10 protein-coding genes and 1 CRISPR repeat array (1 of these 11 running past the window's edge) are annotated in these 19,166 nt (G+C 57.1%); of the genes, 1 reads left to right on the plus strand and 9 read right to left on the minus strand.

Going from position 1 to position 19,166, the window contains the following annotated elements; translation table 11 throughout:
* A CRISPR array of direct repeats spans nucleotides 1-4,571; the repeat unit is 29 nt; unit sequence GGGATCATCCCCGCGTGTGCGGGGAACAC (it extends 6,334 nt beyond the left edge of the window).
* A 61-nt stretch (nucleotides 4,572-4,632) separates the two neighbouring features.
* The 8 genes from cas2e to cas3 form a co-directional block, all read right to left on the minus strand.
* Nucleotides 4,633-4,992: a type I-E CRISPR-associated endoribonuclease Cas2e gene (gene cas2e, locus BBAG_RS06010; protein ID WP_033509052.1), complete on the minus strand. Its 360-nt coding sequence runs from the start codon at nucleotides 4,990-4,992 to the stop codon at nucleotides 4,633-4,635.
* On the minus strand, nucleotides 4,986-6,029 hold the full coding sequence (gene cas1e / locus BBAG_RS06015; protein ID WP_003827004.1) for a type I-E CRISPR-associated endonuclease Cas1e: 1,044 nt from the start codon (nucleotides 6,027-6,029) through the stop codon (nucleotides 4,986-4,988). The genes cas2e and cas1e overlap by 7 nt, the downstream gene beginning before the upstream one ends.
* Nucleotides 6,026-6,727, minus strand: a complete 702-nt coding sequence (gene cas6e / locus BBAG_RS06020; protein ID WP_003827007.1) for a type I-E CRISPR-associated protein Cas6/Cse3/CasE — start codon at nucleotides 6,725-6,727, stop codon at nucleotides 6,026-6,028. Before cas6e ends, cas1e begins: the two co-directional genes overlap by 4 nt.
* 10 nt (nucleotides 6,728-6,737) lie before the next feature.
* On the minus strand, nucleotides 6,738-7,484 hold the full coding sequence (gene cas5e, locus BBAG_RS06025; protein ID WP_033509054.1) for a type I-E CRISPR-associated protein Cas5/CasD: 747 nt from the start codon (nucleotides 7,482-7,484) through the stop codon (nucleotides 6,738-6,740).
* 18 nt (nucleotides 7,485-7,502) lie between these two features.
* Nucleotides 7,503-8,666 (minus strand): type I-E CRISPR-associated protein Cas7/Cse4/CasC, encoded by a 1,164-nt coding sequence (gene cas7e / locus BBAG_RS06030; RefSeq protein WP_003827010.1) that lies wholly within the window; start codon nucleotides 8,664-8,666, stop codon nucleotides 7,503-7,505.
* Nucleotides 8,667-8,723: 57 nt separating this feature from the next.
* Entirely contained in the window at nucleotides 8,724-9,359 is a 636-nt protein-coding gene (gene casB, locus BBAG_RS06035; RefSeq protein WP_003827011.1) for a type I-E CRISPR-associated protein Cse2/CasB, read from the minus strand.
* Nucleotides 9,340-11,061, minus strand: a complete 1,722-nt coding sequence (gene casA / locus BBAG_RS06040; RefSeq protein WP_003827012.1) for a type I-E CRISPR-associated protein Cse1/CasA — start codon at nucleotides 11,059-11,061, stop codon at nucleotides 9,340-9,342. Before casA ends, casB begins: the two co-directional genes overlap by 20 nt.
* Before the next feature lie 64 nt (nucleotides 11,062-11,125).
* Nucleotides 11,126-14,293: a CRISPR-associated helicase Cas3' gene (gene cas3, locus BBAG_RS06045; RefSeq protein ID WP_407921657.1), complete on the minus strand. Its 3,168-nt coding sequence runs from the start codon at nucleotides 14,291-14,293 to the stop codon at nucleotides 11,126-11,128.
* 220 nt (nucleotides 14,294-14,513) lie between these two features.
* Between cas3 and BBAG_RS06050 the strand changes: the two genes are divergently transcribed.
* A complete protein-coding gene (locus BBAG_RS06050; RefSeq protein ID WP_033509059.1) occupies nucleotides 14,514-15,248 on the plus strand; it encodes an alpha/beta hydrolase in 735 nt (244 codons plus the stop codon).
* A gap of 415 nt (nucleotides 15,249-15,663) precedes the next feature.
* Here the strand turns inward: BBAG_RS06050 and ileS are convergent, their stop codons facing one another.
* On the minus strand, nucleotides 15,664-18,978 hold the full coding sequence (gene ileS / locus BBAG_RS06055) for a mupirocin-resistant isoleucine--tRNA ligase (RefSeq protein ID WP_033509061.1): 3,315 nt from the start codon (nucleotides 18,976-18,978) through the stop codon (nucleotides 15,664-15,666).
* Nucleotides 18,979-19,166: the final 188 nt, after the last annotated feature.

Genomic DNA, 19,166 nt, shown 5'->3' on the forward strand with positions numbered 1-19,166 from the left:
GTGTGAGGGTTCGTAGGATCATCCCCGCGTGTGCGGGGAACACATGGCCGACCGCATCGCCGCCAACCCAGAACAGGGATCATCCCCGCGTGTGCGGGGAACACATCGCGGTGATGACGATGACGATGGGGTTCGCGGGATCATCCCCGCGTGTGCGGGGAACACCATCCGTCGCCATGCGGTCGCGCGTCGCCGCCGGGATCATCCCCGCGTGTGCGGGGAACACGTCATCGGTGGCCAATACCGTTCGGCCGGCGAGGGATCATCCCCGCGTGTGCGGGGAACACCCTGAGGTAGATGGCTTGTATTTGTCTCACCTGGGATCATCCCCGCGTGTGCGGGGAACACGTGCCGCCGGATGACGAGCCTCCCCCGCCGCCGGGATCATCCCCGCGTGTGCGGGGAACACCCTTGATGGAGCCGGTGAGCGCCCACGTTTCCGGGATCATCCCCGCGTGTGCGGGGAACACGACCCGAGGACCTGCCGCATCCTCACCGGCGAGGGATCATCCCCGCGTGTGCGGGGAACACGTCGAACCGGGCGATGACGCGTCGCCCCTCAAGGGATCATCCCCGCGTGTGCGGGGAACACGGGATTTGACCAGTCCGACCGGACTCATGCCCGGGATCATCCCCGCGTGTGCGGGGAACACTCCGGCAGTTTCGTGACCCGATCGATGTTCGCGGGATCATCCCCGCGTGTGCGGGGAACACGCCGAAGCGCCGGTGCATCCTGATGCCGGGCTGGGATCATCCCCGCGTGTGCGGGGAACACTATGGTCATATCCTCTCTATTTGCCTAATAGTGGGATCATCCCCGCGTGTGCGGGGAACACACGGCGAGTTCGCGGTAGATATCACGGTTGGTGGGATCATCCCCGCGTGTGCGGGGAACACGGCATGTTCCAGACGTTCCCTAATACCACCCCGGGATCATCCCCGCGTGTGCGGGGAACACTGCTGTTGACGTACTGCTTGGTGGCATAATCGGGGATCATCCCCGCGTGTGCGGGGAACACGTCCGCGCTTAGATTGTTGATGGCGTTGGTGAGGGATCATCCCCGCGTGTGCGGGGAACACGGGTTTGGATACGCTGGTTGACTCTTTCGCGGGGGATCATCCCCGCGTGTGCGGGGAACACGTCGTGGCGCATGGAAGGCCGGTGTAGTTGATGGGATCATCCCCGCGTGTGCGGGGAACACGCCGAACGGGTAATATTGGAGTTAACCAAACGGGGATCATCCCCGCGTGTGCGGGGAACACGATATGGCCGTGATTTGGTAAGCGCGCCGCCGGGGATCATCCCCGCGTGTGCGGGGAACACTTATATAGTTTCGCTTGCCACGCGGCTTCGTCGGGATCATCCCCGCGTGTGCGGGGAACACCAGGTGCGAGACACCCTTTATGGCACCACGCAGGGATCATCCCCGCGTGTGCGGGGAACACGAGACGGAGGACGGCATGACGGTGCGCGTCCCGGGATCATCCCCGCGTGTGCGGGGAACACGTGGCAGGGGTACGCCATACGCCCCATATGCCGGGATCATCCCCGCGTGTGCGGGGAACACGTGTGTGTGGATGGCGCAGAAGCGTGTGCCTTGGGATCATCCCCGCGTGTGCGGGGAACACTGACCGTTTCGATCACCCACGGCGGCTTCTCCGGGATCATCCCCGCGTGTGCGGGGAACACGCTGCGTTGGTCTGTGCTTGGGTTAATGCATTGGGATCATCCCCGCGTGTGCGGGGAACACAAGCATCAACGTTGTCACGCAAACCGTTACCGGGGATCATCCCCGCGTGTGCGGGGAACACATCTTGCGACAACAACGCATGTATTGCGCATCGGGATCATCCCCGCGTGTGCGGGGAACACGACATGGCGAGTACGTTGGAGCATATCGGCAAGGGATCATCCCCGCGTGTGCGGGGAACACAACATGAGCTTCGACAAGAAGCGCTACAGGAAGGGATCATCCCCGCGTGTGCGGGGAACACGAGTGTTTCCGCGTCCTGAAAGAGCATGGCGTGGGATCATCCCCGCGTGTGCGGGGAACACGCTTGGGGTTAGTTATCAGGTTACGGCCATTGGGGATCATCCCCGCGTGTGCGGGGAACACCGCAATTCCGGGAATTTCTCGCGGGTAAGCTTGTGGATCATCCCCGCGTGTGCGGGGAACACGAACGGCAGGAAACCGTCGAACGACCGGAACCGGGATCATCCCCGCGTGTGCGGGGAACACGTCCGCGGTCGAGATATGAGCGCCCCCATGTGGTGGATCATCCCCGCGTGTGCGGGGAACACTGGATGCCGGCGATCTTGTGTCGGCCAAGCGGAGGATCATCCCCGCGTGTGCGGGGAACACTCGGCAAGATTGTCCCCGAGTTCGTCGGTGTAGGGATCATCCCCGCGTGTGCGGGGAACACCCAGTATCGATGAAGCAAGCGTTACCAAGCTCGGGATCATCCCCGCGTGTGCGGGGAACACTGGGGCGCGTTAGAGTTGAAGGTCTTGCTCTCGGGATCATCCCCGCGTGTGCGGGGAACACGATTTGATTAACGCGCGCACCGAACACGGACAGGGATCATCCCCGCGTGTGCGGGGAACACGGGGGGAGGGGCTTTTCCGTGTTTCAGCGCGTGGGATCATCCCCGCGTGTGCGGGGAACACATATGGAGTGTGATGTGGGTGACTGCATACCCGGGATCATCCCCGCGTGTGCGGGGAACACAGAGATAGGAGGTACATATATGTATGGACTCAAGGATCATCCCCGCGTGTGCGGGGAACACTCGGACATGTCGAGCAGTTCCGCTTCGTTCCTGGGATCATCCCCGCGTGTGCGGGGAACACGACCTGACCTCCCGCGAGCTCGGCCTGAGCGGGGGATCATCCCCGCGTGTGCGGGGAACACGAACAGGCGGATGCGGAGACATTGAAGCTCACGGGATCATCCCCGCGTGTGCGGGGAACACTAGAGCGGCGCGGCCTGCGCGTATCCATGCAAATCCATCATCATGGGATCATCCCCGCGTGTGCGGGGAACACTCCAATTCCTTTCCCGTCAAAAGCTTCCAACCGGGATCATCCCCGCGTGTGCGGGGAACACAGTGGTGCGTGTCCTCGTGCTAGCAGCAGCCCGGGATCATCCCCGCGTGTGCGGGGAACACTGATAGAACGCGTTCCACGTGTTCTGTATGTCGGGATCATCCCCGCGTGTGCGGGGAACACTCGTTCTGCGCCATCACGGTAAGGCCAATGCGGGGATCATCCCCGCGTGTGCGGGGAACACAGTCGACGCGGAAGCACCGGCCTAACGTCACCGGGATCATCCCCGCGTGTGCGGGGAACACGGTTTCCGGTTTCCCTCATGCTTTCGTGGGTAGGGATCATCCCCGCGTGTGCGGGGAACACCTCCGTGGTCTCAACCGATTCATGGCCTAGAAGGGATCATCCCCGCGTGTGCGGGGAACACAGTCGACGCGGAAGCACCGGCCTAACGTCACCGGGATCATCCCCGCGTGTGCGGGGAACACACTTACTCGAATATCGAGCAATCGTGGATCGAGGGATCATCCCCGCGTGTGCGGGGAACACGTCTATCTCGCCCGCCACGTCGGCCACCAACCGGGATCATCCCCGCGTGTGCGGGGAACACTGATACCGTTTGAACGTGGTCACGAAAAAGAAGGGATCATCCCCGCGTGTGCGGGGAACACATAGCCGATAGCCTGCACCTTCACGCCTAAGCGGGATCATCCCCGCGTGTGCGGGGAACACGTGAACGGCGGCATGTTCTTCTTCCCCCACCGGGGATCATCCCCGCGTGTGCGGGGAACACGGCATGTTCCAGACGTTCCCTAACACCACCCCGGGATCATCCCCGCGTGTGCGGGGAACACGTAATTGTCTGTCTTGGTGTAGGTTGTCATTGGGGATCATCCCCGCGTGTGCGGGGAACACGAATGTCAGCGAAACGTCACCGTTGCCGAACAAGGATCATCCCCGCGTGTGCGGGGAACACAGGAGGTATATATGTATGGAGTCAATTCTACCGGGATCATCCCCGCGTGTGCGGGGAACACGACCGATTCCAAAGGCAACACGCACACGACAAGGGATCATCCCCGCGTGTGCGGGGAACACCGCACTGCCTTCTCGGTGGCCTTCGCGTAAGCGGGATCATCCCCGCGTGTGCGGGGAACACTATCAGGCGCTGAGCACTGCTACAGGCAGGCCGGGATCATCCCCGCGTGTGCGGGGAACACGGCGACACGACCTACCGGTACCGGATGGCCGTGGGATCATCCCCGCGTGTGCGGGGAACACGAGGGGGCTGCGCAGGAGTTCCGAGCACATCCGGGATCATCCCCGCGTGTGCGGGGAACACGATATGGCCGTGATTTGGTAAGCGCGCCGTTGGGGATCATCCCCGCGTGTGCGGGGAACACTAGAGATTCTCTTTTTTGAAGATTGAGAGCATGGGATCATCCCCGCGTGTGCGGGGAACACAGCAGCGTGTCGTCTATGGTGTGTATCGCCGCGGGATCATCCCCGCGTGTGCGGGGAACACACTAAGAAAATAGCATAATATCAAGGCACATTCTCATCACGTGAGTATTTTTCATTCAGTTTTACTTTGAATATTTCTTTGCCTTCCGATATTTACTGGCGTTGCTCCAACCTCGGCGAGGCGTGCCCGCGAATGATTTTTCCTTCGTTTCTTTAGGTCGTTTCACCAACTCCAGCCCGTCGCAATCCGTGGGCTTCCAGTCCGCTCGATGTACCTTAAATGCCAAATGCTGCTCATTACGCGCAGAATAGACCATGATGGCACGGCCATCTTTTGATAGTTCAACGATACGTTTCCATATCTTTTCCCGAACTCGAGCATCGACATGCCCCACAAACACCCCTGGTGATATCTCCAATAACCAACGGGTAAGATCTCCTCGCAAACCGATTGGGCATGCCGTCAGCACAATCACTACCATTCGCCGCCGTCCCATTCATCGTCACCATAGGATTTTCCAGCAGAGACCTCCCCTACCCGTTCATCCCACAAACCCACATGGTCCGCATCCACAACAGTCTCGTCGGTCTCCGGAGATCCCAGTAATGCACGGATATCTCTCACCATCCGTTTAAGGAGACCGAGATCATACACCGCGTCTCTGATGTTATGACGGGTTGCTGATCCAATGTCTTCAGGCTCTGCAGCTGCCGTTTCAAAGGCAACTGGAATCGATAGTTCGGCCTTGTACAAATCGGCGATGTCGTAGACGAACGATCGCTCATGCCCTACATGCACGAAGCCCAATCCCGGAGAACACCCCAACGCCACGATCGCAGCGTGAGCCAAACCGTACAGACACGTGTGCGCGGCAGACAGTGCCTTATTAATTTCCGAACCGGCCATGAAATCATCATGGTCATACGTTCGTTTATTCCACTCCACGCCCGTGCGAGCAGAGCATTCGCGGTAGACACGTCGTATACGCGCCCCTTCGCGTCCTCGAAGCTGTTGCATGGTCAAACCACTCACATCTTCGCCAGGGAAACGCATCTGATACATCCTCCTCGCCACAGAAAGGCGCTTCCTGGTGTTCGATACCAGTTCCGCCTGTTTCTGCAACAGCGCGGACGAATGGGTTAATGGCTTCCCAAACGCATACATGCGCACGCCCCGTTCCCCGACCCAGATCACAGTGGCACCGTTTTCGCCTATGACGGTCATCGCCTGATGTGTCACTCGTGTTCCAGGCCCCAGCATCAACACGCTCAGCGTCGCCGCAGGAATATGAATCACACCGGCGCTATCGGTCGCGGTAATGGCATTATCATCGCGGCCGATAGTACAATGCTCGAAATAGGCGAAGGACAAACGATCCTCGGCACGAACGAGTTCAGTGATCTCCGGCGGCGGCGTCCCCAAAAATGAGTGTGCTCCTCTGGCAGGACTGCCACCAGACGTATCACTTGAAGAGACGATTCGGGATCCGTCACCGTCCTCAGTCTGCTCGATCATCATTCAACCTTGTTCTTTACGTCCGGAGCGACCGTCAGCAATCCGCATCCGAACCCTTTCGCTCTTCCTATGCCTTGGCACAAGGTTTCACGGAATAGGTCAGCATCAGTGACTTCGAGATGCCCCTCGAAAACAGCCGTAACCAAGGTAACAGTCGCATCGCCTCGTTTGAACTGCTCTTTATGGCGCTCCTTCACTACTACGTCAGACTGCCCGGCCTCATTGTCAAGAATCTTAAAACCATGTGATGCCGAACGATCAATCAACCACTGCATTTGCTGATCGACCGTGACATGGCCTTGGATCTTGCCGACAATTCCCTCGGCTCGATGCCGGCGCCCTTTATCCTCGCTTGCCTTTCGAGCCGGATTCGCGCGAAGCCTGAAATGCCATTGCTGACCTTTTGCGATACGCTCGAGCAGCGGGGCATAGTTCTTCGTCTCCCACTCCTCATGCATCGGCCAACCGGCTTGTTCGACGATATGAGTAAAATCCGGCTTTTCTGGGCTCACTACATAGAGCCAGACACCTTTATCGTTCGTCAGCGCATCCAACCGCCAAAGGATGCGACCCTCATCGTTCTTCCGAACAGCATCGGGAGGAAAGCTGCACTCCACTGCGGCGTGCAGCTTGTATGGCGAACCGATAAGCTGCCGCGCACCATAGCGCACCTTATTCAAAGGAATTCTTGAGATAAACATTGCTTCTCCCCTATGCAAAGTTCATGGGATCATCTTCACCTGTAGATTCGAAGGAGGGAGGCCTGCTGTTGTCATCATCCCCGTCCTTCGGCTCATCAGGGTTGGATATGTGATATCGCCGCACGGCACGATCCGCGTACCGACGCCCGCTGGAGCTGAAACTTAATGGCAAATCAGACCAAGCCTCCGTGTCATCACCCTCCAACGCATCACAGACGATCTCCAATTTTTGATGCCCGTAGCGTCTTTTATACCAATCCGCAGCATGCCAAGGCTCAGACTCCAGAGCCTTCCTAACATCCTCGTACTCGTCACGAATTCCCAATGACAGCGGATAATCCGGCGGGCAGGAACGCCTGCCTAGGTAAAGCGGCCACTTGGGCGAACGAATCGCCTGCTCCAGGGTTTCCAGAACCGCTCGATCAGCACCAAGTGCGACCAGAAAGCGCGCATCCGATAAATAGTAGCGGTATGTTAGCGGCATCTCCTTGTCGAATTTATTGGAGTTGCGTTTCCGCGTCATAGATTTCTCTGTTTGCAAATCACGAATCACTCTGCCATGTTGTTCAGTGCGCACACCAAACGATATTCCCAGCAAATCCTCTATGGAATCCTCACGACTGCGACCCTGCGCCGAAGCCAGCATACCGATTACGCCACTTTTGGTCGGCTCGTTACGTGTCTCACGCCGAACGAATCGCGAAGAATCGCCCCATGACTGCAATGGACCCGCCAATTGCAATAACAGAACGCTCATTGTAGACCCCCTCGAATGTCACGCCGAGTATACGGCGTTCAGAGTTTCCCGCAAACCATGCTCGAGGTCCGGCAACGAGACCTGTTCGCTCCACTCCTTCAGAGAATCCACTTCCCCACCGGATGCGATATACCATGCCTTCACCGGCTCCTCACTATAATTCACGCGGATCTCGTTCAAGCGCTTGCCGAGACGCTCGATGCCCTGGCGGGAAACGGATACGCCTTCTTTGCGCCTCACCGGCTCCTCGAACGCATCCGCAGCGCTAATCGGCTGGGAATCGCGGAGCACCACCACCACGTCTTCGGGCAGCGTATGGTTGGCAAAGGTGTTCTGCTTGCCGGAAGGCATAGATTTGATGAAGGCCTCAACAAAGGCAACAGCACCTTCCACCGCCGCAGATGCATCCTGCAACTGTTCTTTCAATGCGTCGATGTTCACCGCCGCATAGCGATACAACGTCGAAGAGTTAAAACCGACCGTATCGAGCATGGCCGCACCCGCATTATCCTCGGACGCACAATCATCGACTGCGGTGAAGTAATCATATTCAGGCGTAATCTGATCGATGGAGAACGCGTGAGCCACCTGTGCAGAGGCGTCGGTGTTCAGATCCGGGGCATTAGCCAGCATACGGCCGAACAAGGCGATATCAATGGCCTGCGGTCCGTGGAAAATCTCAGACACTTCATTCTTCATCTTAGCAAGATCCGTTTTTTCTGCCTTGGAAAGGCCCTTCTTTCCCACCTTGGAAAAATCCCTGCCCTTGTCTGAAGCTGCAATTGCCCAATCAGCGAGTTTATCAATCTCGTTATTGGCGATGAAAATCAGATAGTCCGTTACCAACGTTCCCTTATCAGATCCAGCACGGTTCGAGGCTTTAACACCTATACCCTCCAGAGCCAGTACCCTTTGTCCAAGCTCTTCAGCAGATTCCGCCAGATCAGGCCGCTTCGCAGTGATAGAACTGGCAATCAGAGCTACAACACCCTTGGTGCGCTTTCCCAACTTGTCGCTATCCAGCATGTCGTCGAAAACGCCACGCATGGCGCGCTTCCAAGCCTGGCTGGAGACACGAGATCTCAGAGCACCTCCAACGTATGCAGTTTTCGGGCTTCCAGTATCGTCGCGATTGATGTTGCTCGGCGGCACTTGCTGAATGCAATGGATATCCATGAACATGGTCTTTGTCTCTTTTCTAATAGATTTTGCTGGTTTTATATTTTTGAATGAACCTAATTACTGCTGCTTCTGCGCTGAAACGGGCTTCCAACAGTAATAATCCTTGCCCCACTGCTGGAATACCTTGCCACGTTTATCCGCAAGTTGTACTAGGTACAGATCACGGGCCAAAGAACCATAATCGACCTGAACATCTGTCTTACGCATCAACGTGATGAGAGCACGAACAGCACGTACCGTTCCATTGAAATCAGGAGCATTCTCGGCGACTCGCAACCGTCGCAAGATACCCTTACCCTGTTCCAAATCGGGAGCGAGTTCCCTGCACGCACGGCCGAACGTCATTCTCTTGCTCGGATCTTTCTGATAAGGCTGAGCAACCCCTTGCCTCTTCGATTGCTGATGCACCGCATACAGCCCCAACACGGCACGGACGGCATTAACCTGACGATCAAATTCAGGCGAACCATCTGAAGGCTCGGCAAGATCCTGAGGCCAATCCGTGAACAATTCGTCACCAATCAGCATCCAGGATGGGGACATTCCATCCAGATCCCGGCGCATTCGAGCAAGACGGGCACGGCTGCTTGGGCTGCTGCCGCTTTCGGCGGCATATTCATGCTGCACACTGAATATCAGTTTGGCAGCATATTTGCCGACGGCATTCGCTTTGTCATATATGGATGACGTCATAGTCACTTGCTCCTTTATCCGAATGTACTGAAGATTCTCGTTTCAGCGAGCCAAGCTCCCTGTTGAGCTTAGACTGGAACGATAATTGCGCACGGGTTGCCTTCATCATGTTTGATGTATGAGATTTACGTTTATTATCAAATTCATGTTCGTCAAAAACCGGAACCGAAGACTGGTCCAAATAGTCCCGTTCCATCTCAAGCAATCGGCGGTGAATCTTATCCTTCCAATCATTAGAGTACTTAATGAAATCTTTGGATTTATCGAAAGCCGCCAGCTCGTCTCGGCAAAGTCTATCAAGCTCCGTATATGCACTTTCCCGAATTCGTTCCTCGATTCGATTCTCCACTTTTGCAGATTTGCCTTTATCACCTGCTGACATTTGCAGATTACGAATGAATTGGGTTAAGGCCTGCACTGCGTTGTCAGCGCTTTTGGCCACATCTATCACCGCCGCTATTCCATCATAGTCATGGCGGAACATAATTGTATTCAGCGAAAGCGTATCGTCGATTCCGGTTTCGAACACGCTGCTCTGCGATCCATAGACCATACCTTGCGCATGAATCGTCACCAGATTCAACACATGATCTTCAGAATCGAATATCTCAGTGCGGATTTCTTCCAACCACCGGATAAGTCCAGGCCTGCAATCATCATCATCCTTCACGCAAAGGATAGGTTCTAAGCCACGCCACAATGCCTTGCTCGCATCGTGCATAACTGGCTTATGCGTTGGAAGTCCCTTCTTCTGCTGCGGAATACTTCTCCAGGCAGTCATCTTCTCAAAACCATCGGTATCATCTGGAGACACAACATCCCCATAGCAATACACCACACCGACGATTCTTGTAACATCTTCGTTTGGCACCAACCGAAGACGACGCGACTGCCATGTCATCGCCTGTACAGGTCCGGCAAATGTGGATTGATTATCCAAGTCGGGAGAAGGTATATTGTTTTGCTCCCAGACTGGGACATCTCGCTCATTGCCGAATAGACGATATCGTTCGGAATCGTATTTCGTATCATAAAGAACCCAATTGAGCATCAACGTTTCAAAAAGGTTCCGTCCTTCCGCATACAGACCGCCAATGGCACCCAACCATCCCGTACTCATCCCCTTGGGAGAATAGACCTTTCCTCCTTTGACATACGTGTTTCCCTTTACCGGCGTTTTGATTCCTGCAATGTCGTATGCCTGCATAAACACCAGCCATCGACTTGCCTCAGCAAATGAGATGCTGTCGGTCTCTTCCATGCTTCGCATCGAGAACAGGTACTTGTCCGGCTTGGGAACGTCAGCGATCATTTCCGAAACTGGGGAATAAGGCTTTGCGCCCACGTATTCCAGATCGGGAATCTGAAAGAACGGGCGTTCCCCAATCAAGAAGAAGCGGTCTTCCCATTTATCAAGATACCGACTCACGATATCCATATCGAAGTGTTTCGAAGAAAAGATTTCTTTCCACAGCTCGCGCATCTGCTCCTCGTTGACGCCGACGACACGGTATGCGCGATACAGAATCGCAAGGAACAGTCGGATCAGCGGAAGCTTCTGCTGCGGGATGTCACCCGACAGCTCCTTGATATCCGGAGCATCCGAGAAAATCTGCCGCAACGATATCTCGCCAGGATGCCCGTCACGATAGACAACCTGCACCCAAGGCTCGTCCAGCAAGGAAAAGATATTGTCTGCCATCGATTCCCCTCCCTATCAGCTTTGACTTCGTCTTTCAACGAGGACAATACACCTTTGTCCCATCTTAATTATCCTCTTTCCTGTGATATGTCAACCCCGTCTCACGCGAATAAGCGATCGCATTCCCGCACAGCTCGGAGGACACGAAACCGTTCGTCTTCTCGTGCAGGAACAATGCCAGCTTTCCCGCAAGCCAAGGGGATTCCTGCCAACACGCAGCTTCGGAGGCGCATCCATCTTCCAGCGCAGCAATCAGAGCATCGATTTTGTCCGGCAAACATAATCCCATCGGCAATCTCACCGCGCATTGGGCCGCGACCTTGGCGACGGCATCATCCGGCATAACTGTCGTCGGGATAACGGCACCATTCTCCACGCCGGCACGCTCATTCCCCACCCAAGGCATCAAACGTATCTCGCCGTCGCATTCATGCAGCAGCATCACCTCCACAGTCTCTTGCGTATCCCTTACCGCGCGCTGCCCTTTGTCCTCGTCGTTTTCATCGACTTGCGTAGAGAACCAGTCCACCAGCAATCGATTCTGGTTCATCGACTTCACCGACTGCAGAAGATATGTACCGGCTTTTTTCTTTTTCTTCGCTCTTTTCGCATCCCGCTTCGCACAAGCATCGTCATATCGCGCCAACCATGCGGAGGGTATGAGGGTACGACGATCATCGCCATACGCACTTCGCACAGTATGCGCGATGTCTTGCGGCAGCCGTTGATCACAGGAGGCGACAGCATCACGCAGATTTAAAACCGCAAGAGCCTCCATCAGGGCAGCAGCCTCATATACGCTATCCACTCGCTTGGCGAATTCAGGCCCATCGGATTCCCACGTTTTAATGCCACGGATATAGCATGTCGCCTTGCGCAGGGATCGGGGACGATCGCATTCACCATCGCCACGGTGGTGGCGATGCACCCGCCCCAGACGCTGCATGATCAGGTCCACCGGCGCAATATCCGTTATCAACGCATCGAAATCGATGTCCAACGACTGTTCCAACACCTGAGTGCCGACGACTATCAGCTTCTCCGGGCGTTTCCCATTCCCAACCGTGCTCTCAGGGCCCAGCAGGCCGCGAAGTTCACGCTCATTGGACATGCGGTCGATGTCCATGAAACGGGAATGCGTCAGTTTTACAAGATCGTTGCCATAACGACCGCCCAGCAATTCGGCCGTTTGCTGCGCGCGCCCGACCGTATCGCAAATCACGCCGATGCAGCCACCATCCGCGAGCAATATGTCCATCAAGCCAAGCAATGCCTCATCATTGTCATCGATGATCTCGCACCGAACGTCCATCGATCTACCGGACGGCTTTACATCCACATGCTTGATTTCATGACCTTCGGTATAGGTCAGCAAAGGGTAAGCATCCGAAATGACGCGCTTCTCTCCTCGCGGCGTAGAAGAATGAACCGAACCATTGCATTCGATTTGGCTGTCGCCTGCACGTAGCATCTCCAAGATGCTGGGCTTCCCTGTGGCACTGCCGGATTTGCATTCTGTACTACCCCAGCCTTTCAGATATGCTTCGACCATTTCGGCACGCTGCTGCTCAGGCAATGTCGCAGACAACAGGATGACCGGAGTCCGATAGCCACCAAGCCATTCCAAGGCCATCTTGAGGTATTCCTGCATATAGGCGTCATACGCGTGGCATTCGTCGATAATGACGACTTTATTCGCCATCGCAAGTTGACGGAGCACCACATGCTTCATCTGCAAAGCACCCATCAATACCTGATCGACCGTACAGACAAGAAAATTGGCGAGCGCGCCTTTCTTGCGGCCCCAAAGCCAGTCGGAAACAACGGTTTCCGGCGGCACGTCGATCTGTTTCCTTGGATTTCCCCACTTATTTTCATCCTGATCGACAGAGGAGAATCGGCGATGCGACGAAGCGATGATGCTCCGGAAATCGTTGTTCAGCTGTGCTTTACCGTGAGCCAGCCAGACCGTCTTCTCATTGGAGAAATCGCAGGATGGCAATGCTTCCAGCCAGTGATGCACTCGGGTGAACATCGCGTCTGTGGTGGCCATCGTCGGCAATGCCACGCATACGCCGCCTCGCCCGGTGCGTTGCGCCAAGATTTCGGCGGCGGCGAGCGCAGCCTCCGTCTTTCCCTCACCCATGGGTGCCTCAATCACCATAATCCCAGGCTGCTTGGTCTTGTTGGCGATCCGAACCGCTTCCTCCTGGACAGGACGGACCTTCGCGCCTTCGGGGAGTCTGAAGCGTGTCGAGAAAAGCTCTTGGCAAGACGAGGGAACATCTTCCGGCACCCATGCGTGAGGCAATTGCACATATGCCCACGCCCTGTTCGCCCGGCTCCGCAGACCAGACCACGACTGGATGTCGTCGCCTTCCCGGTCGCCCAGGAGAGATGACATTTCATCATCATCCGTCCAAGGATCTGTTCGCACTAGGGGAAACATGCCATCATCGCTGTTGCTGGCAATCCAGTCCGCCATAATGACCAGCCCCGTTGCCAGCACAGCCGACTGGACGCTGAATCTTATATCGGAGAGGGACGCCCATTCGCTTTGCCCTATACCGGCTATGCCTGCGATGAAACCAATGAGCTCGTCCTGAGCCGCAACCCACTCGGTGGAGTCTAAGCCGGATCTCCTTTTCTCCAGTCCTGCATCTTCGACTTTGCTTTTATCCGGAGGGATACCGTGATGCCCACCGACAACACACGCATACTGTCTGGCTGTTTTTCTATCCCAACCATGAACGCGCATGAGGTACCCTTCAAGGATTGCCTCGCCTGCAATGGGATGCGTAGGGTGATTGCAATCCCTTAAGCCGGCAATCATGGGAAGACCGGCTTTCTCGGCCTTCCAGGCAAAGCTTTCGGCCTCCGCGCCGAAAGTAATGGGCTTCGCCTGGAACACCGGCGTCGCCTTGCCGATATCATGCACGCCTGCCAGAAACACCGCCAGTTTCCTTGCCAGCTTTTCATCCCCGCCAAGATCTCGGGCAATCACGTCCTTAGTGCCCTGAGGAACCCAAGTATCCCAGATTTTCGTCGCCACTGCGGCGGAATCAGCCATATGCACGTATAGCGGCAACCATTCGGAGTCATCCACGCGATTCGTCTTTCCCCAAATCGATCTTGTGCGATCAGATAGCCCCAGTCCATCGGCAGACATGCAATCCCCCCTTAATCCCATTTCAAAAGCAAACCTTGCAGGCACTTGCCACCTTTGGCTCATTGTCGCTCCGGCTTATGCTTGTGAAGGCCAGCATAGACTATGTATGGCCAAAGACACGCCATACGACATATTTTTGCCGCCTGCCGCTGCAACCATCCCGCTCATCCTCTCCGCAATGCAACCAACATGCAGGGAAAGCCACCCGTCATCGTTTCCTAGGAAGCGCCAAATTCCACCTACCCGCGATAATGGCATATACAGGGAAACAAAGGAGCACACCATGCAGCTGCACGTCACGGGGTCCATCGATTTCGAGGAGAGCGCTTCCACATCCGACAATCTGCTGTTCCTTGGTTTTCACGGGTACAGCAACGACGAATCCGAAATGATCCGCATCATCAACGCAATCTACGGCATCAATTGTTGCGACGGCAACGCCCCCAACAGCAACGCCACAACCAACAGCATTGCCAGCAACGCCGCTGCCGCTCACTCCCCTGCCGCACATCAATCCGACCACACCGACTACCCCAGCCACCCGAACTATCTGTCGTTCCGCGGCACCTACGAACGCCCCTACATCGGCAGCTACTACTGGTACCCGGACGGCTGCTCGGTCAGCGAGCGCCGCAACGCGTGCACAGCAATCGGCAATAGCGTTGTGAAACTGTTGGATGCCCCGGCTTTTCAACGGTTCCGTAAGGTGCTGATCGGTTTTTCGCAGGGCGGATATCTCTCGTATCGCATGGTCGCGGAGCACCCTGACGTGTTCGATGCGGCGATTCTGCTCAGCCCCTCGTTCAAGGGCGAGGCGGATAGCGAGCTTTCTGCGGGCCGTACTCGTTTTGCGCTGTGCTATGGCACCGATGACCATACGATTCCCGCTGCCGACCAGCAGTGTGCACGAACGAAGCTTACGGCAACGGGCAACTGCACGGTGTTCGAATACCCTGGCATGGCGCATGGCCTGTGTGATCAGGAAATCATTGATTTGCGGAATTGGCTTAACCAGTAGGTTTTTCACGCGCCTACTTTACATTTCCTACCAATCCTATTTGACATTTCTTACCATTCCTACTTTACATTTTCTACCTTGCCAGCAGCGGAAACCGGGCCGGGATACATAAGCGCACGCAAGCAGGAAAAGCAACGCCACCACGCATAGCCCAGCTCCAGCTCGCCGGCAAAAAGAAAAAGCCGGGGGCCGGGTTCATGAGCATACCCCATGAACCCGGCTCCCGGCAGCGCGACTGCTTCTCAAGTACTACTTCTGATGTGTGCTTGACTCACATGAACAACACTGAGAACCACTCGCTCGGCGATCCGTACCACCGCACGGCCAGCACAGCGATACGCGGCACATGCGCAGGCACGAATCAAGTCCATATATGAGCCTACGCAAGTCCATACCCACGTAGGCTCATAAGCGTTCAGGCCTTGGCGACTTCCACACTCAGCTCGGAGCCTTCGGCGCCGGCTTCCACAGCCACGCTGTCGGCCGAGGTATCGTGCGCCACGAGGTCCTTGAACTGTTCGACCTTGGCCACATCGTCCGCGGGCACGGTCACCTTCAGCGTGATGCGGTCGGAGATTTCCAGGCCGGCGGCCTTACGGGCTTCCTGCACGGCGCGGATCACGTCGCGGGCGTAGCCTTCGGCCAGCAGATCATCGTTGAGCTCGGTGTCGAGGATCACGAAGCCACCGGTCGGCAGCGCGGCGGACACGGAGTTCGCAGCCTCCTGCGCGTCCTTCTCCTCCACGCGGTTGATCAGCTCGTATTCGCCTTCCTCAAGCGCGATCTCACCGTTCGGCGTCTCGCACACCGGCGCACCGTCCGCATTAACATGCCATGCACCGCTCTTGGACGCCTTGATGGCGAACTGCACGTCCTTACGCAGACGCTTGCCGGCCACACGCGCGTTCACGCGCAGCTCGTTCACGATCGTCAGGCCCTGGGAACCGGCATCCTCCAGCGTGCAGAATTCAACGTCCTTCACATTCAGTTCGGACTTCAGAATATCGGTGTACGCGGCCACGGCCTGCGGGGCCTCAACCACCACGGTCAGCTTGGCGAGCGGCTGGCGCACGCGAATCTGCTTGGCCTTACGCATGGAAAGCGTGCCGGAGACAACCTCACGCACCTTCTCCATCGCAGCCACCAGCGCGGCGTCATCCTGCAGCACAGCACCCAATTCGGTGGTTTCGCCGGTCAGCTTATCCTTCAGGAACGGCCAATCGGCCAGATGCACGGATTCGCCACCGGTCAGACCACGCCACACGGCTTCGGCTTCCATCGGAGCCAGCGGGGCCAGCACGCGCATGAAGGTTTCGAGCACGGTGTACAGCGTGTTGAACGCCTGCTCGTCGCCCGCACCGAAACGTTCACGGGTGTTGCGGATATACCAGTTGGTCAGCACGTCGATGAAATCGCTCACCGCATCGCACGCGTCGGAAATGTAGAAGTTGTCCAGCGAATCCTGGGTCTGTTCCACCAGTCGGCGCAGACGGGCCAGCAGATAACGGTCCATCTCCGGCAGGCCTGCCACCTCGTCGGCACGCAGCGTGCGCGCATCATACCCGGCCGCGTTCGCGTACAAAGTGAAGAAGTAGTAGGAGCTCCACACCGGCAGCATGACCTGACGCACGGTGTCACGAATACCATCCGCGGTCACGATCAGGTTGCCGCCGCGCAGAATCGGCGAGCTCATGAGGAACCAGCGCATGGCGTCGGAACCGAAATCGTTGAACACACCGTTCACATCCGGGTAGTTGCGCAGATGCTTGCTCATCTTCTGGCCATCGGAACCAAGTACGATGCCATGGCAGATCACGTTCTTGAACGCCGGGCGGTCGAACAGGGCGGTCGCCATGATGTGCTGCACGTAGAACCAGCCACGGGTCTGGCCGATGTACTCCACGATGTAGTCGCACGGGAAATGCTGTTCGAAGGTTTCCTTGTTCTCGAACGGGTAATGGTACTGGGCGAAGCTCATGGAACCGGATTCGAACCAGCAGTCCATCACGTCGCTGATGCGGTGCATGTGGCTCTTGCCGGTCGGATCGTCCGGGTTGACGCGGGTCAGCTCATCAATGTACGGGCGGTGCATGTTGACATTGCCCTCATGGTCGCGCGGGTAGTCGCCGAAGTCGGCCTTCAGCTCGTCCAGCGAACCGTACACGTCCACACGCGGGTACTTCGGATCATCGGACACCCATACCGGGATCGGGGAACCCCAGAAACGGTTGCGGGAGATGGACCAATCACGTGCGTTGGCGAGCCACTTGCCGAACTGGCCATCCTTCACGTTGTCCGGAATCCAGTTGATCTGCTGGTTGAGTTCCAGCAGACGATCCTTGATCTTGGTCACGGACACGAACCAGGAGCTCACCGGCTTGTAGATGAGCGGCGTGGCGCAACGCCAGCAGTGCGGGTAGGAGTGCACGTAGCTCTTCTCCTGGAAGAGGATGGCGCGCTGCTCCTCGGGCACGCGGGCCAGCGGGCCGTCACCGGCACGCAGGTTGCGCAGGATCGGCTTGTTCGCGTCGAACACGTACATGCCCTCATAATCCGGGCACAGCGACGTGAACTTGCAGCCCGCGTCGAGCACGTCCACGCTCTTGATGCCCTTGGCGTTCAGCGTGTTCATATCGTCCTCGCCGTAGGGAGCCTGATGCACCAGGCCGGTACCCTCAACGGTGTCGACATAATCGGCGGTGAAGATCTGATAACCTTCCGGCCCCGGCACCTTGCCTTCCACGGCGTTCTCATCGCCCGCGAAGTACGGGAACACCGGGTAGTAGCGCCAGCCTTCCATCTCGGAGCCCTTGAGTTCGCGCACGATCTCGTAGTTCTCGCCGAGTTCCTTCTCGTAGGAGCCGAGCAGCGGCTTGCCCAGGTAGAACTTCTTGCCCGCGAACTTGCCTTCGGCCGGGCGCACCTCCACATAGTCGATGTCGGCACCGACCACGATGGCGAAGTTGGTCGGAACGGTCCACGGGGTGGTGGTCCAGAAGACGGCGTAGGCGTCCTCCTCGTCGCGCAGCTTCACAGCCACGGACACGGTGGTGTCCTGACGATCCTGGTACACATCCGCATCCATGCGCAACTCGTGCGCGGAAAGCGGCGTCTGATCCTTCGGGCAGTACGGCAGCACGCGGTAGCCCTGGTAGGCCAGACCCTTGTCGTACAGCTGCTTGAACGCCCACATCACGGATTCCATGTACGGAATGTTCAGAGTCTTGTAGCCGTGCTCGAAGTCGACCCAGCGGGCCTGACGGTGGACGTAATCCTTCCACTCGTTGGTGTACTTGAGCACGGAGGCGCGGCAGGCATCATTGAACTTGTCGATGCCCATTTCCTTGACCTGATCGACGGAATCGATGCCCAGTTCCTTCTGCGCCTCAAGCTCGGCGGGCAGACCGTGGGTATCCCAGCCGAACACACGGTTGACCTTGTGGCCCTTCATGGTCTGATAGCGCGGGATGACGTCTTTAGCGTAACCGGTCAGCAGGTGGCCGTAATGCGGCAGGCCGTTCGCGAACGGCGGGCCGTCGAAGAACACGAATTCGTTCTGGCTGTGATCGCCGGACGGACGGCGGTCGATGGACTTCTGGAAGGTATCGTCCTTGTCCCAATAGTCGAGCACGGACTCCTCCAGCTTGGGGAAGCTGGGGTTCGGCGCGACGTTGGCGCTCTGCTCGCCGGCAGCAGCCTTCGGATACACATGATTGGTGGATTCGCTCACCGTATGCTCCTCGTCACTTATCACTTCGTTGGTCTATGTACGAGGACGATCCGCCGGTTTCCCGGCACACCGCGGTACCACCTCGCTTGCCACAGCCGGCCGTTGCTTACCGCAACACCGCGTGACCGCTTGATGCTCGGCTGTGTCGGGCCGATCCCGTCGGTTCTACTAGGCCGGACCGCTCGCCT

Origin of the sequence: Bifidobacterium angulatum DSM 20098 = JCM 7096, from assembly GCF_001025155.1 — a bacterium.
Taxonomy (GTDB): Bacteria; Actinomycetota; Actinomycetes; order Actinomycetales; family Bifidobacteriaceae; genus Bifidobacterium; species Bifidobacterium angulatum.

Bases quoted from the DNA above. Each gene is read 5' to 3' on its own strand.
- casA (WP_003827012.1), bottom strand. From the start codon at position 11,061: ATGGCAGACAATATCTTTTCCTTGCTGGACGAGCCTTGGGTGCAGGTT.
- BBAG_RS06050 (WP_033509059.1), top strand. From the start codon at position 14,514: ATGCAGCTGCACGTCACGGGGTCCATCGATTTCGAGGAGAGCGCTTCC.
- cas1e (WP_003827004.1), bottom strand. From the start codon at position 6,029: ATGATGATCGAGCAGACTGAGGACGGTGACGGATCCCGAATCGTCTCT.
- casB (WP_003827011.1), bottom strand. From the start codon at position 9,359: ATGACGTCATCCATATATGACAAAGCGAATGCCGTCGGCAAATATGCT.
- cas3 (WP_407921657.1), bottom strand. From the start codon at position 14,293: ATGAGCCAAAGGTGGCAAGTGCCTGCAAGGTTTGCTTTTGAAATGGGA.
- cas7e (WP_003827010.1), bottom strand. From the start codon at position 8,666: ATGTTCATGGATATCCATTGCATTCAGCAAGTGCCGCCGAGCAACATC.
- cas2e (WP_033509052.1), bottom strand. From the start codon at position 4,992: ATGGTAGTGATTGTGCTGACGGCATGCCCAATCGGTTTGCGAGGAGAT.
- cas5e (WP_033509054.1), bottom strand. From the start codon at position 7,484: ATGAGCGTTCTGTTATTGCAATTGGCGGGTCCATTGCAGTCATGGGGC.
- cas6e (WP_003827007.1), bottom strand. From the start codon at position 6,727: ATGTTTATCTCAAGAATTCCTTTGAATAAGGTGCGCTATGGTGCGCGG.